This is a genomic window from Shinella sp. SUS2, from assembly GCF_001262505.1.
GTDB lineage: Bacteria > Pseudomonadota > Alphaproteobacteria > Rhizobiales > Rhizobiaceae > Shinella.
This window is the reverse complement of record NZ_KQ410729.1, coordinates 51,954-73,206: the sequence shown is the minus strand read 5'-3', so window position 1 is coordinate 73,206 and position 21,253 is coordinate 51,954. Positions and strand designations below refer to the sequence as shown.

20 protein-coding genes are annotated in these 21,253 nt (G+C 63.7%); 14 read left to right on the top strand and 6 right to left on the bottom strand.

What is annotated here, in order from left to right:
- Window positions 1-43: 43 nt before the first annotated feature.
- Window positions 44-997, bottom strand: a complete 954-nt coding sequence (locus AKG11_RS12345; RefSeq protein ID WP_023514930.1) for a sugar-binding transcriptional regulator — start codon at window positions 995-997, stop codon at window positions 44-46.
- 246 nt (window positions 998-1,243) lie between these two features.
- Between AKG11_RS12345 and AKG11_RS12340 the strand changes: the two genes are divergently transcribed.
- Both AKG11_RS12340 and preA read left to right on the top strand, forming a co-directional pair.
- The gene (locus AKG11_RS12340) at window positions 1,244-2,605 is read left to right on the top strand and encodes an NAD(P)-dependent oxidoreductase (RefSeq protein WP_023515010.1); all 1,362 of its coding nucleotides are present in this window, start codon (window positions 1,244-1,246) and stop codon (window positions 2,603-2,605) included.
- A gap of 12 nt (window positions 2,606-2,617) precedes the next feature.
- On the top strand, window positions 2,618-3,931 hold the full coding sequence (preA, locus tag AKG11_RS12335) for an NAD-dependent dihydropyrimidine dehydrogenase subunit PreA (protein ID WP_050744088.1): 1,314 nt from the start codon (window positions 2,618-2,620) through the stop codon (window positions 3,929-3,931).
- 22 nt (window positions 3,932-3,953) lie between these two features.
- Here preA and AKG11_RS12330 read toward each other — a convergent pair whose 3' ends face one another.
- Together AKG11_RS12330 and AKG11_RS12325 are read right to left on the bottom strand one after the other, a co-directional pair.
- Window positions 3,954-4,256 carry a pentapeptide repeat-containing protein gene (locus AKG11_RS12330; RefSeq protein ID WP_050744087.1) on the bottom strand — a complete coding sequence of 101 codons (303 nt, stop codon included), beginning with the start codon at window positions 4,254-4,256 and terminating at the stop codon, window positions 3,954-3,956.
- 133 nt (window positions 4,257-4,389) lie between these two features.
- Window positions 4,390-5,028 carry an exopolysaccharide biosynthesis protein gene (locus AKG11_RS12325; protein WP_023515510.1) on the bottom strand — a complete coding sequence of 213 codons (639 nt, stop codon included), beginning with the start codon at window positions 5,026-5,028 and terminating at the stop codon, window positions 4,390-4,392.
- Window positions 5,029-5,190: 162 nt separating this feature from the next.
- Between AKG11_RS12325 and AKG11_RS12320 the strand changes: the two genes are divergently transcribed.
- Window positions 5,191-6,120 carry a DMT family transporter gene (locus AKG11_RS12320; protein WP_245290105.1) on the top strand — a complete coding sequence of 310 codons (930 nt, stop codon included), beginning with the start codon at window positions 5,191-5,193 and terminating at the stop codon, window positions 6,118-6,120.
- 18 nt (window positions 6,121-6,138) lie between these two features.
- Here the strand turns inward: AKG11_RS12320 and AKG11_RS12315 are convergent, their stop codons facing one another.
- A complete protein-coding gene (locus AKG11_RS12315; RefSeq protein ID WP_023515508.1) occupies window positions 6,139-6,789 on the bottom strand; it encodes a TetR family transcriptional regulator C-terminal domain-containing protein in 651 nt (216 codons plus the stop codon).
- Window positions 6,790-7,060: 271 nt separating this feature from the next.
- Here AKG11_RS12315 and AKG11_RS12310 point away from each other — a divergent pair, with 271 nt between their 5' ends.
- From AKG11_RS12310 to AKG11_RS12300, 3 genes are all read left to right on the top strand, one after another.
- Entirely contained in the window at window positions 7,061-8,311 is a 1,251-nt protein-coding gene (locus tag AKG11_RS12310; RefSeq protein ID WP_050744086.1) for a Zn-dependent hydrolase, read from the top strand.
- A gap of 75 nt (window positions 8,312-8,386) precedes the next feature.
- Window positions 8,387-9,841, top strand: coding sequence for a dihydropyrimidinase (hydA, locus tag AKG11_RS12305; RefSeq protein WP_050744085.1), 1,455 nt, complete (start codon window positions 8,387-8,389; stop codon window positions 9,839-9,841).
- A complete protein-coding gene (locus AKG11_RS12300) occupies window positions 9,838-10,212 on the top strand; it encodes a hypothetical protein (RefSeq protein WP_050744084.1) in 375 nt (124 codons plus the stop codon). Before hydA ends, AKG11_RS12300 begins: the two co-directional genes overlap by 4 nt.
- A 92-nt stretch (window positions 10,213-10,304) precedes the next feature.
- Here AKG11_RS12300 and AKG11_RS12295 read toward each other — a convergent pair whose 3' ends face one another.
- Window positions 10,305-10,718 (bottom strand): cupin domain-containing protein, encoded by a 414-nt coding sequence (locus AKG11_RS12295; protein WP_050744224.1) that lies wholly within the window; start codon window positions 10,716-10,718, stop codon window positions 10,305-10,307.
- A gap of 119 nt (window positions 10,719-10,837) precedes the next feature.
- On the opposite strand from AKG11_RS12295, the gene AKG11_RS12290 reads away from it, so the two are divergent.
- From AKG11_RS12290 to AKG11_RS12255, 8 genes are all read left to right on the top strand, one after another.
- The gene (locus AKG11_RS12290) at window positions 10,838-11,641 is read left to right on the top strand and encodes an ABC transporter ATP-binding protein (RefSeq protein WP_050744223.1); all 804 of its coding nucleotides are present in this window, start codon (window positions 10,838-10,840) and stop codon (window positions 11,639-11,641) included.
- On the top strand, window positions 11,641-11,976 hold the full coding sequence (locus tag AKG11_RS12285) for a transporter (RefSeq protein ID WP_023514108.1): 336 nt from the start codon (window positions 11,641-11,643) through the stop codon (window positions 11,974-11,976). The genes AKG11_RS12290 and AKG11_RS12285 overlap by 1 nt, the downstream gene beginning before the upstream one ends.
- Window positions 11,977-11,979: 3 nt before the next feature.
- Complete coding sequence (locus AKG11_RS12280; RefSeq protein WP_050744083.1) at window positions 11,980-12,864, top strand: ABC transporter permease; 885 nt, start codon at window positions 11,980-11,982, stop codon at window positions 12,862-12,864.
- Window positions 12,861-13,730 carry an ABC transporter permease gene (locus AKG11_RS12275; RefSeq protein ID WP_023514110.1) on the top strand — a complete coding sequence of 290 codons (870 nt, stop codon included), beginning with the start codon at window positions 12,861-12,863 and terminating at the stop codon, window positions 13,728-13,730. Before AKG11_RS12280 ends, AKG11_RS12275 begins: the two co-directional genes overlap by 4 nt.
- Window positions 13,731-13,753: 23 nt before the next feature.
- On the top strand, window positions 13,754-14,746 hold the full coding sequence (locus AKG11_RS12270) for an ABC transporter substrate-binding protein (protein WP_024270838.1): 993 nt from the start codon (window positions 13,754-13,756) through the stop codon (window positions 14,744-14,746).
- A gap of 324 nt (window positions 14,747-15,070) precedes the next feature.
- Entirely contained in the window at window positions 15,071-16,276 is a 1,206-nt protein-coding gene (locus AKG11_RS12265; protein WP_082342415.1) for an efflux RND transporter periplasmic adaptor subunit, read from the top strand.
- Window positions 16,277-16,475: 199 nt separating this feature from the next.
- Window positions 16,476-19,787 carry an efflux RND transporter permease subunit gene (locus AKG11_RS12260; protein ID WP_050744081.1) on the top strand — a complete coding sequence of 1,104 codons (3,312 nt, stop codon included), beginning with the start codon at window positions 16,476-16,478 and terminating at the stop codon, window positions 19,785-19,787.
- Between the two features lie 149 nt (window positions 19,788-19,936).
- The gene (locus AKG11_RS12255; protein WP_023512057.1) at window positions 19,937-20,620 is read left to right on the top strand and encodes a Crp/Fnr family transcriptional regulator; all 684 of its coding nucleotides are present in this window, start codon (window positions 19,937-19,939) and stop codon (window positions 20,618-20,620) included.
- 21 nt (window positions 20,621-20,641) lie between these two features.
- On the opposite strand, the gene ureG is transcribed toward AKG11_RS12255, so the two are convergent.
- Window positions 20,642-21,253 carry an urease accessory protein UreG gene (gene ureG / locus AKG11_RS12250; RefSeq protein WP_050744079.1) on the bottom strand — a complete coding sequence of 204 codons (612 nt, stop codon included), beginning with the start codon at window positions 21,251-21,253 and terminating at the stop codon, window positions 20,642-20,644.

Sequence of the window (21,253 nt, the reverse complement as noted above, 5' to 3'; positions counted from 1 at the left end):
GTTGAATCTCATGGGAAATTTCTGCGTGGGAGACGGCTCTCGATCAGGCCGAAAGCAGGTGGCGGGCGGTCGACTCGTCGGTGATGACGCCGTTGATCATGCGCCCGCGCAGCGCCGCGAGAAGCGCCGTATATTTGCGCTTGCCCTTGGCAAGGCCGATGACGGTGGTCGTCTCGCGCGGCGGCAGCGGCACGGAGGCAACGCGTTCGTTGATGCTGCCGTCGAGCAGTTTGCCGTCGCGGTCGAACATCCAGCCGCAGATCTCGCCGGCGGCCCCCTCCTCCATCAGCCGCGCCATTTCCTCCGGGTCGAGGAAGCCGTCGAGGCAGAGCGGTGCATCCGCGCCGAGCTCGCCGATCCCGACGAAGGCGACGTCGGCCTGTCGGCCGAGCTGGAGGGTCGATTGCACGAGGCTCTGCTTGTGCAGGAGGTCACGCTCCTCCGTGGAGGAGACGAGAACCGGCAACGGCATCGGATAGTGCCGCGCCTTCACCGCGTCGGCCATCGAGAAGATGACGTTGTAGTATGCCGCCGAACCATCCGGCCCGATATTGCCGGTCAGCGACATGATGCGGTGCTGCGGACATTCCATCGCCGGAAGCTGGTCGATCGCCGCCTTCAGCGTGCGCCCCGTGCCGACGGCGAGCACGATCGGCTCGGCCTTCTTCAGCCAGCGCTCGATTTCCGCCGCACCGGCTTCCGCAATGCCGATCGTCGTCGAGGTCGAGCCCGGATCGCTCGGAACGATATCGACATGCACGAGCCCGAATTTCTTCCGCAGCTCCTCGCCGAGTTCCAGACATTCAGCGATCGGGTGATCGAGCCGCACCTTGATCAGCCGCTCGGCGACGGCGAGCGAGACAAGCCGCTGCGCCGACTGACGGGAGATGCCCATGGCGGAAGCGATTTCGTCCTGCGTGCGGCCCGCGACATAGTAGAGCCAACCGGCCCTTGCCGCATCGTCCAGCCGCCCGGCTGTTTCCGTCCGCTTCGCCATGGTTTTCCCCAGATGTTCCAAAGGATTTGCTGCATCTTTTCCGGCGGCCTGTCAAACGCCATGTGACGGCGCAGCTGGAACAGCATCCCGCAATGCAACACAAAAACATAACCGGATTTCTCATGTTTATTTCCGCTGCAAGCACTGAAAAACCAGCATTTCTTTTGAAATTTTACCGTTTGATAAAAAAATAAACCTGAGTTACCGTTCTCTCATTCAAAAAGCCCACGCGAATGGGAGATAACTATGGGAACGACGCAATCTGGGATCCATCGGGGGCGTCTTGCGCCTGCCGAATACGACACGAACTTTTCCGACCTGCATCCACGCCTCGACGATCACGAGGCCCTGGTCGCCGCCGACCGCTGTTACTTCTGTCACGACGCGCCGTGCATGACGGCCTGTCCCACCTCCATCGACATTCCGCTGTTCATCCGCCAGATCTCGACGGGCAACCCGATCGGTTCGGCGAACACCATTTTCGACCAGAACATTCTGGGCGGTATGTGCGCCCGCGTCTGTCCCACCGAGACGCTCTGCGAACAGGCCTGCGTGCGCAACACCGCCGAGCACCGCCCGGTGGAAATCGGCCGCCTGCAGCGCTACGCGACCGACGTGGCGATGACGGAGAACAAACACTTTTACGAACGCGCCGCCCGCACCGGCAAGGCTGTGGCGGTCGTCGGGGCCGGCCCGGCGGGACTTGCCTGCGCCCACCGCCTCGCCATGGATGGCCATGACGTCGTGATCTTCGAAGCACGCGAAAAGGCCGGCGGCCTCAACGAATACGGCATCGCCACCTACAAGGCGGTCGACGATTTCGCCCAGCGCGAAGTCGACTATGTGCTGGCGATCGGCGGCATCGAGGTGAAGAACGGCCTGAAACTCGGCCGCGACTTCACACTTGCCGATCTCACCGGCAATTTCGACGCCGTCTTCCTCGGCATGGGCCTTTCCGGTGTCAACGCGCTCGGCGCGGAGGGCGAAAACCTGCCCGGCGTCGTCGATGCGGTCGATTTCATCGCGGAACTGCGCCAGGCGACGGACAAGGCGACGATCCCCGTTGGCCGGCGCGTCGTCGTCATCGGTGGCGGCATGACGGCGATCGACGCCGCCGTGCAGGCAAAGCTCCTCGGCGCCGAGGAGGTGACGATCTGCTACCGCCGCGGCAAGGAGCAGATGAACGCCTCGGAATTCGAGCAGGACCTTGCCGCCTCCAAGGGCGTGATGATCCGCCACTGGCTCCAGCCGAAACGCGTCATCGCAAGAGACGGCCATGTCGCCGGCATCGAGGTGGAATATACCGAGATGCGCGACGGCAAGCTCGAAGGCACCGGCGAAATCGGCGCGCTCGCCGCCGACCAGATCTTCAAGGCCATCGGCCAGACGTTCGAGGCCGCCGGCCTCGGTTCGCTCGCCATGGCCGGCAACCGCATCGCCATCGATGCGGAAGGCCGTACGTCCGTCGCCAATGTCTGGGCGGGGGGAGACTGCGTGAAGGCCGGTGAAGACCTGACGGTCACATCCGTCGCACAGGGCCGCGATGCGGCCGATTCGATCAACCGCATGCTGGCCGCCGGTGTGCAGCCTTCCGTTGCCGTCGCTTGAGGGAGATGAGACATGGCTGATCTTCGCAACACCTTCGTCGGCATCAAGTCGCCCAACCCCTTCTGGCTCGCCTCCGCGCCGCCGACCGACAAGGCCTACAATGTCGAGCGCGCCTTCAAGGCCGGCTGGGGCGGCGTGGTCTGGAAGACGCTCGGCGAAGAAGGCCCGCCGGTCGTCAACGTTAACGGCCCGCGCTACGGCGCGATCTGGGGCGCCGACCGCCGCCTGCTCGGCCTCAACAATATCGAGTTGATCACCGACCGCGACCTCTACACGAACCTGCGCGAGATGAAGCAGGTGAAGATGAACTGGCCGGACCGGGCGCTGATCGCCTCGATCATGGTGCCCTGCGAAGAGGAGAGCTGGAAGGCGATCCTGCCGCTGGTGGAAGAGACCGGCGCCGACGGTATCGAGCTTAACTTCGGCTGTCCGCACGGCATGTCCGAGCGCGGCATGGGCGCGGCGGTCGGCCAGGTGCCGGAATATATCGAAATGGTGGTGCGCTGGTGCAAGCAGTACACCCGCATGCCCGTCATCACCAAACTGACGCCCAACATCACCGATATCCGCAAGCCGGCGCGCGCGGCCAAGGCCGGCGGCACCGATGCGGTGTCGCTGATCAACACGATCAACTCGATCGTGTCCGTCGACCTCGACAGCTTCGCGCCCAACCCGACTGTCGGCGGCAAGGGCACCCATGGCGGCTATTGCGGCCCGGCGGTGAAACCCATCGCGCTCAACATGGTGGCCGAGATCGCCCGCGATCCGGAAACCTACGGCCTGCCGATTTCAGGCATCGGCGGCATCACCACCTGGCGCGATGCGGCCGAGTTCCTGGCGCTCGGCGCCGGCAACGTGCAGGTCTGCACAGCCGCGATGACCTACGGCTTCAAGATCGTGCAGGAGATGATCACCGGGCTTTCAAGCTGGATGGACGCCAAGGGCCACCGCAGCCTCGACGACGTCATCGCCCGCGCGGTGCCCAACGTCACGGACTGGCAATACCTCAACCTCAATTACATCGCAAAGGCCCATATCGACCAGGATGCCTGCATCAAGTGCGGACGCTGCCACATCGCCTGCGAGGACACCTCGCACCAGGCGATCACCCAGTTCGTCGATGGCGTCAGGCATTTCGAGGTGATGGAGGACGAGTGCGTCGGCTGCAATCTCTGCGTCAACGTCTGCCCGGTGGAGAACTGCATCACCATGGTGGAACTGGAACCCGGCGTGCTCGACCAGCGCACCGGAAAAACGGTGGATCCGAACTACGCCAACTGGACGACGCATCCGAACAACCCGATGGCCAGGCAGGCTGCGGAGTAGAAAAAGCCCCGTCGCGGGAAGTTCAGGCTTTCCGCGACGCCTCGTAGAGGGCAACGAGATCATCAAGGGGTATGCCGTTCAGAGTGGCACCGGCGAGCCTGCAATTCGTGAACTCGACCCCAGAAAGATTGACGTTTTGGAATTGGGACCCCGACAGGTTCACGTCGTTGACACGCCACCCGGACATGTTGCTGTCATTGAAGCGAGCGCCGGAGAAGTTGATCTGGTTGAAGGTGACACCTGACAAGTTCGCGTCATCGAAAACCGAACCCGAGAGATTGGTATCGTTGACATCCAGGACATGCGTCACGCGATGAAGCTTCATTCCCCGCTTCCTTGATAGAACCTAGTGATCGTCGACTTGGGAGTCTACCGTAAACGTCACGCGCGCAAACTCAAGCCGGGGCTATGCGACACGCCCGTTGCAGCGAGGCTTCGGATCAAATGCGAAGCCACTCTCACCCAAAGAAATTGAAGCTCTGCCCGGCGCTGTAGGCCAGCAGCGCCAGCCCGGCAAAATAGACGATCGTCATCACCACCATGCCATAGCCGGCCAGCACCACCAGCCCGTCGCGCTGCGAAATACCTGCGGCCAGCAGCAGGATGGCGACGCCCGGCAGCGTGTTGGAGAAGGGAATGAGCCCGAGCGGCGCCATGAGAAGAACCCCCGCCCCCATCAGCACCAGGCCGTTGACGCGGTTCATCACGGCACCTGACGTCAGCCCCGTCATGCGCGGCTTGAAGAAGCGGTCGAACTTGCGCAGGAATTTCACGCCACGCTCCAGCACCGGCCGCAGCTTGCCGCTTTCCAGCCGCCGGTCGGCGACCTTTTGCGGCAGCCAGGGCAACCGGTTGAGCGTGATCGCCGCGCTGATCAGGACGATACCGGCACCAAAGACAGTGGAAACGCCAGGGATCGAGACCGGGAACAGAAAGGGCAGCGACAGAAAGGCGCAGAGCAGGAGCAGGCCACTTTCGCCCATCATCGCGAGCAGATCGCGCAGCGTGATGTGCTCGCCCTTGATCGAGTGGATGATGTCCTCGAGCAGTTCGCTCGTCTTGCGGTCCGTGTCCTTGAAGCCGATGGCCGTCGTCATGCAATGTCCTCTCGCGTGCCGCCGGCGTATGGGCGGCGATTGCGGCTTTCCTGTGGGAGTGGCGCGCCCCGACTTTTCGCTGTTGCGGATGCAAAACAGCTACGCACACATGCCGGATTTGCTCTATGAGCATGCCGCACCGCAGACAATAGGGTGATTTTCTTGACGAAGCGTATGCCGGCCCCGGCGGGCCTCTCCATCCATGCAAAAGGCCGCGAAAAGCTGAAGGGGCATCTCGCCATGCTGCTCTTTGCGGTGCTGATCGCCGGCTCCTTCTCCTTCGGGGGCCTAGCGGCGCGCTACATGGAGGCCGAGCCGCTGATGCTCTGGCGCTACATCCTGACCGTCGTCGTCATGGCGGCGCTCGCCTTCGGCGCCTTCAGGGTTCCGCTGACGCTGCCGAAGCAGGCCTGGCGCTTCCTGCTGCTCGGCGGGCTGATCGCCATCTACATGCTCACCATGTTCATGGCGCTGGAGTTCACCAGCCCCGTCGCCACCGGCGCGGTTTTCACGCTGATGCCGCTCCTGAGTGCCGGCTTCGCTTTGCCGGTGCTCGGCCAGAGGACGCGGCCCGGCGTACTCGCCGGTCTCCTCATCGCCGCGGCCGGCGCCGTGTGGGTGATTTTCCGGGGCAATATCGATGCCATCCTCGCCTTCGATGTCGGCACCGGCGAGATGATCTTCTTCGTCGGCGTCGTCTGCCATGCGCTCTACGTGCCACTGATCCGCCGCTTCGACCGGGGCGAATCGGCCGTCGGCTTCGGCTTCTGGGTAACGGTGGGCGCAACGCTCTGGTTGGTCCCGCCGGGTATCCGAAGCTTGATCGCAACGGATTTCTCCGCCCTGCCCGTCGCTGTCTACGCTGCCGTCACCTATCTGGCCGTCGTCACCACGGCCGGCACGTTCCTGCTCCTGCAATATGCCTCGATGCGCCTGCCGGCCTCCAAGCTGCTGGGCTACGGCTATCTGACGCCGAGCTTCATCATCCTGCTCGAAGGCATTCTGGGTCACGGCTGGGCGAGCCTGCCGGTCCTGGCCGGCGCCCTCGTCACCGCCTGCGGCCTGGCGCTGATGGCGCTTCTGCCGGACTGATCCGGCTCGGAAAAGGCGTCAGACCGGCTCTTCGCTGACATTGAGACCGCCGATGAAGAGTTGTTCGAGGAAGCGCGCCGCATCCTCGAACCGGCCCTCGCCGGCCTGGTCCTGCCCGAGCACCGCGCGCACCTGCACGTCGAAGTCGGCATAGTGCTGGGTGGTCGACCAGATCGAGAAGATCAGGTGATACGGGTCGCATTTGGCGATCTTGCCCGCCTTCGCCCAGGTGCGGATGACTTCCGCCTTCTCGTCGACGAGCGACTTCAGCGGCCCCTTCAGTTCGTCCTCGATGTTCGGCGCGCCCTGCAGGATTTCATTGGCGAACAACCGGCTTTCGCGCGGAAAATCGCGCGCCATCTCCAGTTTGCGCCTGATGTAGCTGCGGATTTCCGACACCGGATTGCCTTCCGCATCGAATTCGCGCAGCGGATCGAGCCAGGTATCGAGCACCCGGTTGATCAGCGCCCGGTGCATCGCCTCCTTGGTACGGAAATAATAGAGCAGGTTCGGCTTCGACATGCCGGCCACCTCGGCGATCTGGTCGACGGTGGCACCGCGAAAGCCGTGCAGCGAGAAAACCTCCAGCGCCGCCTCGAGGATCTGCTCCTCCTTCGCCTCCTGGATGCGCGTGCGCCGCTGTGTCCTCGCCGCCCTTGGTAATGCCATCGTGCCCCCTCGGCCTTGCCCGTCGAACCGGAAAAGTGCCGCCAAATTCACCAGTTTAACCAGCCGCCATTTTCTTCGGCGCAGCCCAAGTTTTTGGTTTTTCGGCTTGAGTGCCGCAACGGAAGCTGTAATGTTTACCAACCGGTCAAATTATCAGTCAGTTATCACACAAAGGCAACTGCTGATCGGAAGGCGCAAAACAACAACGGCGCCGCCAGCCGGTGGGAACGAGAATAGGGCTGCAAAAGCCCGACGATATGGGAGCATAGACATGGCCGCACCCGGCGAGAACATGCGTGTCAACGCGGACCGCCTGTGGGATTCCCTCATGGACATGGCGAAGATCGGCCCCGGCATTGCCGGTGGCAACAATCGCCAGACACTGACCGACGCCGACGCCGAAGGCCGCCGCCTGTTCCAGGCCTGGTGCGACGGCGCGGGCCTCACCATGGGTGTCGATACGATGGGCAACATGTTCATGACGCGCCCGGGCACCGATCCCGACGCGCTGCCGATCTATGTCGGCTCGCATCTCGATACGCAGCCGACCGGCGGCAAATATGACGGCGTGCTCGGCGTGCTGGCGGGCCTTGAGGTCGTACGCTCGCTGAACGACCTCGGCATCCGCACGAAACACCCGATCGTCGTCACCAACTGGACGAACGAGGAAGGCGCCCGCTTTGCACCAGCCATGCTGGCGTCAGGCGTTTTTGCCGGCGTGCATACGCAGGACTATGCCTATGGTCGCAAGGACCCCGAGGGCAAGGTTTTCGGCGAGGAGTTGCAGCGCATCGGCTGGATCGGCGACGAAACGGTCGGCGCGCGCAAGATGCACGCCTATTTCGAATATCACATCGAGCAAGGCCCGATCCTGGAGGCGGAAGGCAAGGACATCGGCGTCGTCACCCACTGTCAGGGCCTGTGGTGGCTGGAATTCACGCTGACCGGCCGCGAGGCGCATACCGGCTCGACGCCGATGACGATGCGCGTCAATGCCGGCCTCGCCATGGCCCGCATCCTCGAAATGGTGCAGACCGTCGCCATGGAGAACCAGCCGGGCGCCGTCGGCGGCGTCGGCCAGGTGTTCTTCTCGCCCAATTCGCGCAACGTGCTGCCCGGCAAGGTTGTCTTCACCGTCGACATCCGCTCGCCGGACCAGAAGAAACTCGACGGCATGCGCGCCCGCATCGAGGCAGAGGCGCCGAAAATCTGCGCAGCGCTGGGCGTCGGCTACTCCGTCGAGGCGGTTGGCCATTTCGACCCCGTCACCTTCGATCCAACCCTCGTCGCCACCGTACGCAAGGCCGCCGAAGACCTCGGCTACAGCCACATGAACATCATCTCCGGCGCCGGCCATGACGCCTGCTGGGCGGCAAAAGTCGCGCCGGCCACGATGATCATGTGTCCCTGCGTCGGCGGCCTCTCGCACAACGAGGCGGAGGACATTTCCAAGGAATGGGCCGCCGCAGGCGCCGACGTGCTGCTCCATGCGGTGATCGAGACTGCCGGCATCGCCGAGTGATCTTTTGCCGCCCGGTCTGTCGGGCGGTCTCGCGCTTTGTGCGCCACCAAAAATCGAGACAGGGAGCGGACCAACATGAGCACAGTCATCAAGGGCGGAACCATTGTCACCGCCGACCTCACCTTCAAGGCGGACGTCAAGATCGAGGGCGGGAAGATCGTCGAGATCGGCCCTGATCTTTCCGGCGACGAGGTGCTGGATGCGGCGGGCTGTTATGTCATGCCGGGCGGCATCGATCCGCATGTGCATCTCGAAATGCCCTTCATGGGCACCTATTCGGCCGATGATTTCGAGAGCGGCACGCGCGCCGGGCTTGCCGGCGGTACGACCATGGTGGTCGATTTCTGCCTGCCTGATCCCGGCCAGTCGCTGCTCGATGCGCTGAAGCGCTGGGACAACAAGTCGACCCGCGCCAATTGCGACTATTCCTTCCATATGTCGGTGACCTGGTGGAGCGAACAGGTCTTTGACGAGATGAAGGCCGTGGTCGAGGAGAAGGGCATCAACACCTTCAAGCACTTCATGGCCTACAAGGGCGCGCTTATGGTGAACGACGACGAGATGTTCGCCTCGTTCCAGCGCTGCGCCGCGCTCGGCGCCCTGCCGCTCGTGCACGCGGAGAACGGCGATGTCGTCGCGGCGATGCAGGCGAAACTGATGGACGAGGGCAACAACGGGCCGGAAGGCCACGCCTATTCGCGCCCGCCGTCCGTCGAGGGCGAGGCGACGAACCGCGCCATCATCATCGCCGATATGGCGGGTGCGCCGCTCTATGTGGTGCACACCTCCTGCGAACAGGCACATGAAGCCATCCGTCGCGCCCGGCAGAACGGCATGCGCGTCTACGGCGAGCCGCTGATCCAGCACCTGACGCTCGACGAAACGGAATATTTCAACAAGGACTGGGACCACGCCGCACGCCGCGTCATGAGCCCGCCCTTCCGCAACAAGCAGCACCAGGATTCGCTCTGGGCCGGCCTTGCGAGCGGCTCCTTGCAGGTGGTGGCGACCGACCACTGTGCCTTTACCAGCGAACAGAAGCGCACCGGTTTCGGCGATTTCCGCAAGATCCCGAACGGCACCGGGGGGCTGGAGGACCGCATGCCGATGCTCTGGACGCATGGCGTCAACACCGGCCGGCTCACCATGAACGAGTTCGTCGCCGTCACCTCCACCAACATCGCGAAGATCCTCAACGTCTATCCGCGCAAGGGCGCCATCCTCGTCGGTGCGGACGCGGATATCGTCGTCTGGGATCCGAAGCGGTCGAAGACCATCTCGTCGAAGAACCAGCAGTCCTCGATCGACTACAACGTCTTCGAAGGCAAGGATGTCGTCGGCCTGCCACGCTTCACCCTGACGCGCGGCGTGGTCGCCATCGAGGAATCGACCGTCAAGACGCGCGAGGGCCACGGCCAGTTCGTCAAGCGCGAGCCCTTTGCCGCCGTCAACAAGGCGCTGTCGACCTGGAAGGAGATCACCGCGCCACGCAAGGTCGAGCGCAGCGGCATTCCGGCGAGCGGCGTATGATCCGCAGCGGCCGCCTCACCCTTCTTCTCGGCATCGCACTCACCGGTTCGGCGGGGGCGGCAGCCGATCTTGTCGATGGCAGCTATGGCAACCAGGAAGGCTGCCACTATGCCGAGACGGGAGAATCCTCCGGTGCCGATTTCTTCTTCCTGCTGAACAAGGAAGGCGTCACCACCGCGGCCTCCTTTTGCGAATTCAAGGGCGACGGGAAACAGGTTGACGGCGCGACGAAGATCGCCGCCGAGTGCCACGAGGAGGGATACGAGGAGACCACGCCGCACGAACTGACGCTGACACCCGAGAGCGGCGGCTACACCGTGAGCTTTCCGGACGGCACGCGCTGGGGGCCGCTGATGCGGTGCAAGACGTGAGGATTGGGCCGCGGCGATATACCCCCCTCTGTCCTGCCGGACATCTCCCCCTCAAGGAGGGAGATCGGCCCCGTGGCCTGATCCCCCGCCCTTTAAATCGCAACCAGCGCCTCGAGATGCGGCAGGAGCACCACGCTCTCCTGCTCGTGGGGATCTGTCCGAGCGATGACCGCCGAAGCCGGCTGGTCGGAAAGGTTTGCCGGCAGATGCGGCACGCCGGCGGGGATGTAGAACATCTCGCCCGCCCTGACGACGACATGGTTCTCCAGCCGCTCGCCGTACCAGGTGTGCGCCTCGCCGGAGAGCATGTAGATCGCCGTCTCATGGCTCTCGTGTTTGTGCGCCTTAGCCCTGCCGCCCGGCGGAATCGTCAGGAGGTGCATGCAGATGCCGGAGGCGCCGACCGTCTCCCGGGCAATCCCTTCGAAATAGCTGAACCCCTGTTTTCCGTCATACGTGCCGCCCGGGCGCACCACCCGGCATTCGGCCTTCGCGTCCACCGCCATCATCTCCCCCGGCTCCAGCGTGAGAATTCCGTGCTCAAAGTGATACCGCAGACAATGCCGATTGCAATGCTGAGAATGGACATGCAGTCTGCCGCAACCCGCGCCGAAAGATGACCGTCATGTCCCATGCCACGCCTTCCAGCACCGTCGTCTCAGCAAAGGACCTCGGCCTGACCTTCCAGACCGCCGACGGCCCCGTGACGGCGCTGACCGGGGTAAACCTTGCCGTCGAGAAGGGCGATTTCGTCTCCTTCATCGGCCCTTCCGGCTGCGGCAAGACGACCTTCCTGCGCGTCATCGCAGATCTCGAGAAGCCGACGTCAGGCAAGATCACCGTCAACGGCATGACGCCGGAAGAAGCCCGCGGGCGCCGCGCCTATGGCTACGTCTTCCAGGCCGCCGCGCTCTATCCCTGGCGCACGATCGAGAAGAACATCGCCCTGCCGCTGGAGATCATGGGCTACTCCAGGGCCGACCAGAAGGCCCGCATCGAGCGCACGCTCGATCTCGTCAACCTGTCGGGCTTCGGCAAGAAGTATCCCTGGCAGCTCTCCGGCGGCATGCAGCAGCGTGCCTCGATCGCCCGCGCGCTCGCCTTCGATGCCGACCTTCTCCTGATGGACGAACCGTTCGGTGCGCTCGACGAGATCGTGCGCGACCACCTCAACGAGCAGCTCCTGAAACTGTGGGCCGCCACCGAAAAGACGATCTGCTTCGTCACCCACTCGATCCCCGAGGCCGTCTACCTCTCGACGAAGATCGTCGTGATGAGTCCCCGCCCCGGCCGCGTCACCGACGTGATCGAATCGCCCCTGCCGAAGGAGCGCCCGCTCGGCATCCGCGAAACGCCGGTATTCCTCGAAATCGCCCACCGGGTGCGCGAGGGGTTGCGCGCCGGCCACAGCTACGAGGAGCATGCCTGATGAAGCTCTCCTTCGTGCTCTGGCTGTTCGGCGCGACCGCCGTCTTCATCACCGCAGCGACCGCTTCGCGCGCCTATATCGGCACCACGAACATCCTCTACCTGCTGTTCTCCCTGGCGCTCTACATCGTCGGCAACCTGATGATGCTGAAACTGATGCGCGAAGGCGGGCTCGGCATTGCCATTTCGCTCTCCGCCATTACCCAGTTGCTGCTGATCAATGTCATTGCCTTCCTGTTCTTCGGCGAACGGCTCAGCAGCACGCAGCTCGCCGGCGTCGGCCTCGGTATTCTGGCCATGGGGCTGATGCTGCTGCCCTCCCCGGCAAGGAGCTGAGCCATGGCGGAACCCGGTTTCCTGCGCGACCGCCTGCTGCCGATAAGCACCGTCGTGCTGGCACTCGTTGTGCTCTGGTATGTCTTCGTCGTCGTGTTGAACGCCCCCTTCGAGCGGGATACGGCGGCGCGGGCGGGAACCACCATCGGTTTCATGGAGCTGTTGCCCAAGACCATGATGCAGGAGCGGCCCGTGCTGCCGGCACCGCACCAGGTCTTCGCCGAACTCTGGGATACGACCGTCAACAAGGCCGTCACCTCCAAGCGAAGCCTCGTCTATCATTCCTGGATAACGCTTTCGGCGACACTGCTCGGCTTTGCCATGGGGGCCGTGCTCGGCATCCTGCTTGCCATCGCCATCGTGCACAACCGGGCGATGGACCGTTCGCTGATGCCCTGGGTCATCGCCAGCCAGACGATCCCCATTCTCGCCATCGCGCCGATGATCATCGTTGTCCTGAACGCAGTCGGCATTTCCGGCCTGATGCCGAAGGCGCTGATCTCGACCTATCTTTCCTTCTTCCCCATCGTCGTCGGTATGGTGAAGGGCCTGCGCAGCCCCGAGCAGATCCAGCTCGACCTGATGCACACCTACAATGCCTCTTCCGCACAAACCTTCTGGAAGCTGCGCTGGCCCGCCTCGATGCCCTATCTCTTCACCTCGCTGAAGGTGGCGATCGCCATCTCGCTCGTCGGCGCCATCGTCGGTGAACTGCCGACCGGCGCCGTCGCCGGCCTCGGCGCGCGCTTGCTTGCCGGCTCTTATTACGGCCAGACGGTACAGATATGGGCGGCGCTGTTCATGGCCGCGGCGGTGGCGGCGCTGCTGGTCATCGTCGTGGGCTTTGCCCATGGCCTTGTCCTCAGGCGCATGGGGGCGCGGGCATGAACTATAGCGTCCTCATCGCCGCCATCGTCTTCTGGCTTGCCGCCTGGGCCTTCAACGAATGGCTCGTGCGCCAGAAGTTCACGAGCCCGGCCACGGACCGGGCCGCGCGCCTCGCCGTGCCGCTGGTCTTCGGCATCACCATCCTCGTCCTGTGGGAAGGCATCGTCAGGGGTTTCAACGTCCCCTCCGTCCTGTTGCCGCCGCCGAGCATGATCTGGGCGCGGCTCATCAGTTCCGTTCCGACCCTGTGGGCGGATTTCCGCCAGACGTTTCTCAAATCCGTGCTTGTCGGCTATGCACTCGGCTGTGGCCTCGGCTTCCTCGTGGCGATCCTCATCGACCGCTCGCCTTTCCTTCAGAAAGGGCTCCTGCCGCTCGGCAACTTCGTCTCGGCGCTGCCCGTGATCGGCGTCGCGCCCATCATGGTCATGTGGTTCGGCTTCGACTGGCAGTCAAAGGTCGCCGTCGTCGTCATCATGACCTTCTTCCCCATGCTGGTGAACACCGTCTCGGGCCTTGCCGCGACGAGCCACATGGAGCGGGACCTGATGCGCACCTATGCCGCCGACTGGTTCCAGACCCTCGTCAAGCTGCGCCTTCCCGCCGCCTGGCCTTTCATCTTCAATGCGCTCAAGATCAATTCGACGCTCGCGCTGATCGGCGCGATCGTCGCCGAATTCTTCGGAACGCCCATCGTCGGCATGGGCTTCCGGATCTCCACGGAAGTGGGCCGCATGAATGTCGACATGGTCTGGGCCGAAATCGCGGTCGCCGCGGTGGCTGGCTCCGTCTTCTACGGGATCGTCGCGCTTATCGAGCGGACCGTCACGTTCTGGCATCCGTCTGTCCGCGGTGGACAGGCGTAAAATAAAGAAAAGAGGGAACTGACATGAAAACGAAGATCGCATCGCTCCTGCTGGCAAGCGCCTTCTCGCTTGCCGCGTTCCAGTCCGAGGCCGCCGACAAGGTGACCCTTCAGCTGAAGTGGGTGACGCAGGCCCAGTTCGGCGGCTACTACGTCGCGAAAGACAAGGGGTTCTACGAAGAGGAAGGCCTTGATGTCGAGATCAAGCCGGGCGGCCCGGATATCGCGCCTGCCCAGGTGATCGCCGGCGGCGGCGCGGATGTCATCGTCGACTGGATGCCGTCTGCTCTCGCCACGCGCGAAAAGGGCGTGGCACTCGTCAACATCGCCCAGCCCTTCAAGTCCTCGGGCATGATGCTCACCTGTCTGAAGGAATCCGGCGTCACCGGCCCGGAGAACTTCAAGGGCAAGACGCTCGGCGTCTGGTTCTTCGGCAACGAATATCCGTTCCTCTCCTGGATGAGCCACCTGAAGATTCCGACCGACGGCGGGCCGGATGGCGTTACCGTGCTGAAGCAGGGCTTCAACGTCGATCCGCTGATCCAAAAGCAGGCTGCCTGCATCTCCACCATGACCTACAACGAGTATGGCCAGGTGCTCGATGCCGGCATCAAGCCGGAGGACCTCATCACCTTCAAATATGAGGATCAGGGCGTGGCAACGCTGGAAGACGGCCTCTACGTTCTGGAGGATAAGCTCAAGGACCCGGCCTTCAAGGAAAAGATGGTCAAGTTCGTGCGCGCCTCCATGAAGGGCTGGAAATATGCCGAGGAGCATCCGGACGAAGCCGCCGAGATCGTGCTTGAAAACGACTCGACCGGCGCACAGACCGAGGCACACCAGAAGCGCATGATGGGCGAAGTGGCCAAGCTGACGGCCGGCTCCAACGGTGCGCTCGACGAGGCGGACTACAAGCGCACCGTCGCCTCGCTGCTTGCCGGCGGCTCCGACCCGGTCATCTCCAAGGAACCGGAAGGCGCCTGGACGCACGAAGTGACCGACGAAGCGCTGAAGTAAACGATTTTTCTGCCGGATGCGCGACGTGCGGGGCCACAAGCCCCGCACGTTTCGTTTTTGGCACCAAGAAAAACATATGGAGCACCTGCGACAGCGCGCCGCGATTGCCATTGAAATGCCAAACGCATAAAATAATGAGGCACCATTTCGTTACCCCTTGTAAGGACAAGGTGCGCCGATTACATAGACCGCACAGCGGAGTGTGGAGGAGCTGGGGAGCCGCTCTGTGTCCGCCATATTTTTAGGGAATAGGGTCCGGCAAGAACCTCAAGAACAACGTCCGGACCGAGATCATAAAGTCATGCTTTTGGGAAAGTTCGGCCTATGGCTTCTGGACGCAGGAAAGTACTCTCTTTTTCCGTCGCGACATTCTTGACGGCAACGCCGCTTTTCGCCTTCGCCGCCGATCCGGCCGAGGGTGAAGCCGGCAAACAGCAGGCGCAAAACCTTCCGGCAATCGTCGTCACCGCCGCCGAAACGCGCCCCCTCACCGACCGCGTGCTCGCCACCGGCTCGGTCCAGGCGGTCGAGGATGTCTATGTCACGCCGCTCGTCGATGGCCTCTCCATCCGCACCCTTGCCGCCGATGTCGGCGATCGGGTCGAGGCCGACGGGACGCTCGCCACCCTGAACGACGATGCGCTGGTGCTGGAGAAGAGCCAGACCGAGGCGTCGCTCGCCAAGGCCAACGCCGCCCTCGCGCAGATCCACGCCCAGCTCGTCGAAGCCAAGGCCAATGCCGACGAAGCCGTGCGCGTTCGCGACCGGGCCCAGCGGCTCGTCAAGTCCGGCTCGCAGTCACAGGCAGCCGCCGACCAGGCCGTTGCCGCTGCGGATGCAGCGCTCGCCCGCGTCAATTCCGCAAAGCAGGCGATCGCCGTTTCCGAGGCGGACATCAAGGTCGCCCAGTCGCAGATCGACGATATCGACCTGAGGCTTGCCCGCACCGCGGTGAAATCGCCGGTCGCCGGTATCGTCTCGGCACGAACGGCCAAGATCGGCGCCATCGCCAGCGGCGCTGCCGCACCGCTCTTCACCGTCATCCGCGACGGCGAGATCGAGCTGAAGGCCGACGTTTCAGAGGACGGCGTCCTCAAGCTCGCGCCGGGCCAGAAAGCGACCGTCACGCTCGCGGGCGGCGCCGCGACGCTTACCGGCACGATCCGCCTCGTCGAACCGACACTCGACCCGGCAAGCCGCCTCGGCCGCGTCTTCATCCGCTTCGACGAGCCGGGCAAGGCCCGTGCCGGCATGTTCGCAAGCGCGGAAATCATCGTGGAGGAAAAGCAGGGCATCGTGCTGCCGCTTTCCGCCATCACCACAGCAGGCGGCAAGACGGTCGCCCGCAAGGTCGAGAACGGTGTGGTCAAGCTGGTGCCGGTCGAAACCGGCATCCAGGATGGCCAGGGAATCGAGATCGTCAGCGGCCTTACGGCCGGCGACGAGGTCGTCGCCAAGGCCGGCGCCTATGTTCGTGACGGCGACCGGGTCAATCCGGTCCACGCCGAGCAGGCATCGGCCACCAAGTGAAGCAATGACCCCGCCGCAGCGGGGCTACTACCGCCCAGGGCGGAGAATGCCGGGCTGGGGCGCCCGGTTGCATGGCGGGTGATCCGGAATGAGGCCGGATGCCTGGACGAGGTCCGGCAACGGCGCACCATTGTTCTGCGTCCGGACCTGCACGGAATCATACGCAAACGTCTGGTCTCTTACCAAGGACTTTGGGGACATGAATTTTTCAGCTTGGTCCATTCGCAATCCGATTGCGCCGCTGCTCGGGTTTTTCCTGCTGATGTATGTCGGCATCCAATCCTTCTATGCCCTGCCGATCACCCGTTTTCCCAATATCGACGTTCCCCTGATCGCCATCACCGTCGAGCAGAGCGGCGCGGCCCCCGCCGAGCTGGAGGTTCAGGTCACCAAGGAGATCGAGGACGCGGTCGCCGGCATCGAAGGCGTCGACGACATCATGTCGACTGTCACCGACGGCAGCTCCGTCACATCCGTGCTCTTCGAGATCGAAAAGCCGACCAACCAGGCGCTTCAGGACGTCAAGGACGCGATCGACCGTATCCGCAGCGACCTGCCGGCCTCCGTGGAAGAGCCCGTCGTCACGAAGATCGACGTGGAAGGCCAGGCGATCCAGAGCTTTGCCGTCTCCTCGCCCAATATGACGCTCGAGGAGCTGTCCTGGTTCGTCGACGACAAGGTCAAGCGTGCCCTGCAGGGCCGGCCGGGCATCGGCAAGATCGATCGCTTCGGCGGCGCCGACCGCGAGGTGCGCATCGACCTCAATCCAGGCAAGCTCGATTCCTTCGGCATCTCGGCCGCCGACGTCAACCGGCAGATCCGCAGCATGAACGCCGATGTCGGCTCGGGCCGCGGCCAGGTCGCCGGCGCCGAGCAGGCGATCCGTACGCTCGGCGACGCCCGCTCCGTCGAAAAGCTCAACGGCACGATGATCGCGCTGCCGAACGGCCGTTTCGTGCGGCTTTCCGAACTCGGCACGGTCACCGACACCTATGAGGAGCCGCGCTCCTTCTCGCGCTTCAACGGCAATCCCGTCGTCACCTTCGCCGTGTTCCGCTCGAAAGGCGCCAGCGAAGTGACGGTCGCCGAATCCGTCGCCACCTCGCTCGACACGGTGCGCAAGCAATATCCCGACGTCTCGATCGACCTCGTCGATGATGCCGTCTACTTCACCTATGGCAATTATGAAGCGGCGCTGCACACGCTTCTGGAAGGCGCACTGCTTGCCGTCGCCGTCGTGCTGCTCTTCCTGCGCAACTGGCGGGCGACGCTGATCTCCGCCGTGGCGCTACCGCTTTCGGCGATCCCCACCTTCTTCGTCATGGACATGCTCGGCTTCTCGCTGAACCTCGTCTCCTTCCTGGCGCTGACGCTGGCGACCGGCATCCTCGTTGACGACGCGATCGTGGAGATCGAGAACATCGCCCGGCATATCCGCATGGGCAAGACACCCTACCGGGCCGCGATCGAGGCCGCCGACGAAATCGGCCTTGCCGTCATCGCGACGACCTTCACCATCATCGCAGTCTTCGTGCCGGTCTCCTTCATGCCGGGCATTCCGGGCCAGTACTTCATCCAGTTCGGTCTGACGGTCGCGGTGGCCGTGTTCTTCTCCCTTGCGGTGGCGCGCCTCATAACGCCCGTCATGGCGGCCTATCTCATGCGCTCCGGCGATGCCGACGGCCATGGCGAGGAGAAGGAAGGCGTCTTCATGCGCTTCTACACTTGGGTCGTCAGCACGACGACGCGCAAGTGGTATGCCCGCTATGCGACGCTCCTTGCCGCCGTCGCCTTCCTTATCGCCTCCGTCATGCTGCTCTTCACCGTTCCCGGCAGCTTCCTGCCGCCGGAAGACGCTTCCCGCGTCGTTCTCTCTGTCGAACTGCCGCCGGATGCGATGCTCGACGATACCGATCGTACGACGACGCAGATCTATGAGAAGGTCAAGGACATCGATGGTGTGGAAAGCGTCTTCGTGCTCGGCGGTTCCTCGCCGAAGGGCGATCTCGAGCTGCGCCGCGCCTCGGTAACCGTCATCCTCGACAAGCTCGAGCACTCACTCACCCACAAGCTGGTGAACGACGTGCTCGGCGGGATTCCGGTCATCGGACCTTATCTGCCGAAGGTGGAGGCGAAGGGCCGCCTGCGTCCGCAATGGGATATCGAGCGGGAGATCTTCGCGGGCCTGCGCGACATTCCGGACGTGCGCATCATCAAGCTCAACGATCGCGGCGAACGCGACCTTGCCTTCAACCTTCTCTCCAACAACGAGGCGGACCTCAACAACACCGTCGCCGTGCTGGAATCGAAACTGCGCGCCGATCCGGTCCTGGCCAATATCAGCTCCGAAGGCTCGCTGCCGCGGCCGGAACTGCAGATCCGTCCGCGCGACGACCAGATGGCCCGCCTCGGCATCACGACGGCGCAGATCTCGGAAATCGTCCGCGTCGCCACCATCGGCGACATCGATTCCCAGCTCAGCAAGGTCTCGCTGGACGATCGCCTGATCCCCATCCGCGTGCAGGTCGACCGCGATTTCCGCGCCGACCTCTCGGCCATCCGCGACCTGAAGATCCAGACGGCGAGCGGCCAGATGGTACCGCTGTCGAGCGTCGCCGACATCGAATATTCGGAAGGTCCGAGCTCGGTGAAGCGGCACAACCGCAACCGCGTCGTCTCCATCGGATCCGACCTCAAGCCCGGCGTTGCGCTGGACACGGCCACCGCCCGCTTCAAGGAGATCGCGAACAGCATCGACATGCCGCCCACCGTGCAATTCGCCGAGAGCGGCGACGCCGAGATCCAGGGGGAAATGCAGCAGTCCTTCGCCAATGCGATGTTGCTCGGCCTGCTGCTCGTGCTGATGGTGCTGATCCTGCTCTTCAAGGACGTCATCCAACCCTTCACGATCCTCCTGTCGCTGCCGCTTGCCATCGGCGGCGTGGCCGCCGGCCTCATCTTGACGCAGAACGCGCTTTCCATGCCCGTCCTCATCGGCATCCTCATGCTGATGGGCATCGTGACGAAGAACGCCATCCTGCTCGTCGATTTCGCCATCGAGATGATGCATCACGGCATGGAGCGGGTGGAAGCCATGATCGAGGCCGGTCGCAAGCGCGCCCGCCCCATCGTCATGACTTCGATCGCCATGTCGGCCGGCATGCTGCCCTCGGCGCTTGGTGTCGGCGAAGGCGGCTCCTTCCGTTCGCCCATGGCGATCGCCGTTATCGGCGGCATCATCGTGTCGACCGTGCTCTCGCTCGTCGTCGTTCCGTCCTTCTTCCTCATCATGGACGATCTGTCCCGCCTGCTCGGCTGGATTTTTGGCCGCTTTGTCGGCAAGAAGGACGATGAGCTGCTGGCCATGGAGCCGGAGGCGCTGACCCGCCTGGCGGACCAGACCAGCCGCGACGTCGCCGACCTCGAAAAGCGTATCGAGACGCTCGAGAAGAGAAATGGCGGGCGGAAGCCCTTCAGCGTGGTGCATCACTCGCCACTCGCCGCGGAATAACGGCAAAGCCAAACAAACGGCCGGTTCGGCAGACGTCGAACCGGCCGTTTTCGTATTCATTGATCGAAATCAAATAAGACTTCCTCTTCCTCGACTATCGTTCTCCCATCGAAGACCGATGATGCCTGCGGGAGCATGGAGTGAGATCGATGAACAGGCTGATGAAACCCGGTGCCCGGGAACGGGAAACCCTGCTGAATTCCGGCCTCTTGTCCGCCCTTGGCGTGGAGAGCGTGGCGGCGATGATGGAGATAGCGGCGATCGGCAACCTGCCGGCACGCCAGATGCTGTTTCGCGAGGGTGAGCCGGCGGACATGCTGCATTCCGTTCTCTCCGGCTATGTGCGCGTCTACAAGCTCGACCCGGACGGCCGGGAAGCGGATGTCGAACTCTACGGTCCCGGCGACCTCATCGGCGCAAGCGTCGTGCTCGACGGAAGCCGCTACGGTGCTACTGCCCAGGCCGCCGAGCCTTCCCTCATCGCGCGTTTCGACCTGAAGCGCGTGCGCGACATTGCAGGGCGGCGGCCGGATCTGGCGATGGCGCTCGCCAACGCCTTGTCCGGCCAACTGTCACGGGCCTTTGCCAGCCTTGCCGACGACCGGCTGCACACCGCACCGCAGCGCGTGGCGCGCTACCTGCTCGCCCAGTGCCCGGCAGACGACAAGGCGACAAGTTTCCGCCTGCCCTACCAGAAGAGCCTGCTCGCCGGCAGGCTAGGCCTTGCACCCGAGGCACTGTCGCGCGCCTTCTCGATGCTGCGCAGCCACGGCGTCAATGTGCGCGGCCGGCTCGTCCATGTAAGCGACCCCGAAGCCCTTCGACGGATCTGAGAGACGTTTGTCGGGGCGGGATCAGAGACCGCCCTCAACGCGCAGGAAATCAACGATACGGCCGACCCCCTCTCCCCGCTTCATATCGGAGAAGACGAAGGGTCGGGCGGCGCGCATGCGCTCGGCGTCGCGCTGCATGACGTCCAGATCTGCCCCGACATGGGGGGCAAGATCCTTCTTGTTGATGACCAGCAGGTCCGAACGCGTGATACCCGGCCCGCCCTTGCGCGGGATCTCCTCTCCCTGGCAGACCGAAATGACATAGATCGTCAGGTCCGCGAGATCCGGCGAGAAGGTGGCGGCCAGATTGTCTCCGCCCGATTCGATAAAGACCACATCGAGATCGGGGAACCGCCGGTTGAGATCGGCAATGGCCTGGAGGTTGATCGAAGCATCCTCGCGGATCGCCGTGTGCGGGCAGCCGCCCGTCTCGACGCCGACGATGCGGTCGGACGACAGCGCCTGCATGCGCACCAGCGCCTCGGCATCCTCCTTCGTATAGATGTCGTTGGTAACGACCGCGACGGAAAAGTGCTCGCGCATCGCCTTGCAGAGCTTTTCGGTGAGCGCCGTCTTGCCCGAGCCGACCGGGCCGCCGATACCGACGCGCAGGGGGCCATTCTTCGATGTCAT

Excerpts from the sequence above, each read along its gene's own strand:
- AKG11_RS12345 (WP_023514930.1), bottom strand. The coding sequence starts at position 997 with ATGGCGAAGCGGACGGAAACAGCCGGGCGGCTGGACGATGCGGCAAGG.
- AKG11_RS12340 (WP_023515010.1), top strand. The coding sequence starts at position 1,244 with ATGGGAACGACGCAATCTGGGATCCATCGGGGGCGTCTTGCGCCTGCC.
- preA (WP_050744088.1), top strand. The coding sequence starts at position 2,618 with ATGGCTGATCTTCGCAACACCTTCGTCGGCATCAAGTCGCCCAACCCC.
- AKG11_RS12330 (WP_050744087.1), bottom strand. The coding sequence starts at position 4,256 with ATGAAGCTTCATCGCGTGACGCATGTCCTGGATGTCAACGATACCAAT.
- AKG11_RS12325 (WP_023515510.1), bottom strand. The coding sequence starts at position 5,028 with ATGACGACGGCCATCGGCTTCAAGGACACGGACCGCAAGACGAGCGAA.
- AKG11_RS12315 (WP_023515508.1), bottom strand. The coding sequence starts at position 6,789 with ATGGCATTACCAAGGGCGGCGAGGACACAGCGGCGCACGCGCATCCAG.
- AKG11_RS12310 (WP_050744086.1), top strand. The coding sequence starts at position 7,061 with ATGGCCGCACCCGGCGAGAACATGCGTGTCAACGCGGACCGCCTGTGG.
- hydA (WP_050744085.1), top strand. The coding sequence starts at position 8,387 with ATGAGCACAGTCATCAAGGGCGGAACCATTGTCACCGCCGACCTCACC.
- AKG11_RS12300 (WP_050744084.1), top strand. The coding sequence starts at position 9,838 with ATGATCCGCAGCGGCCGCCTCACCCTTCTTCTCGGCATCGCACTCACC.
- AKG11_RS12295 (WP_050744224.1), bottom strand. The coding sequence starts at position 10,718 with ATGGCGGTGGACGCGAAGGCCGAATGCCGGGTGGTGCGCCCGGGCGGC.
- AKG11_RS12290 (WP_050744223.1), top strand. The coding sequence starts at position 10,838 with ATGTCCCATGCCACGCCTTCCAGCACCGTCGTCTCAGCAAAGGACCTC.
- AKG11_RS12285 (WP_023514108.1), top strand. The coding sequence starts at position 11,641 with ATGAAGCTCTCCTTCGTGCTCTGGCTGTTCGGCGCGACCGCCGTCTTC.
- AKG11_RS12280 (WP_050744083.1), top strand. The coding sequence starts at position 11,980 with ATGGCGGAACCCGGTTTCCTGCGCGACCGCCTGCTGCCGATAAGCACC.
- AKG11_RS12275 (WP_023514110.1), top strand. The coding sequence starts at position 12,861 with ATGAACTATAGCGTCCTCATCGCCGCCATCGTCTTCTGGCTTGCCGCC.
- AKG11_RS12270 (WP_024270838.1), top strand. The coding sequence starts at position 13,754 with ATGAAAACGAAGATCGCATCGCTCCTGCTGGCAAGCGCCTTCTCGCTT.
- AKG11_RS12265 (WP_082342415.1), top strand. The coding sequence starts at position 15,071 with ATGGCTTCTGGACGCAGGAAAGTACTCTCTTTTTCCGTCGCGACATTC.
- AKG11_RS12260 (WP_050744081.1), top strand. The coding sequence starts at position 16,476 with ATGAATTTTTCAGCTTGGTCCATTCGCAATCCGATTGCGCCGCTGCTC.
- AKG11_RS12255 (WP_023512057.1), top strand. The coding sequence starts at position 19,937 with ATGAACAGGCTGATGAAACCCGGTGCCCGGGAACGGGAAACCCTGCTG.
- ureG (WP_050744079.1), bottom strand. The coding sequence starts at position 21,253 with ATGACATCGAAGAATGGCCCCCTGCGCGTCGGTATCGGCGGCCCGGTC.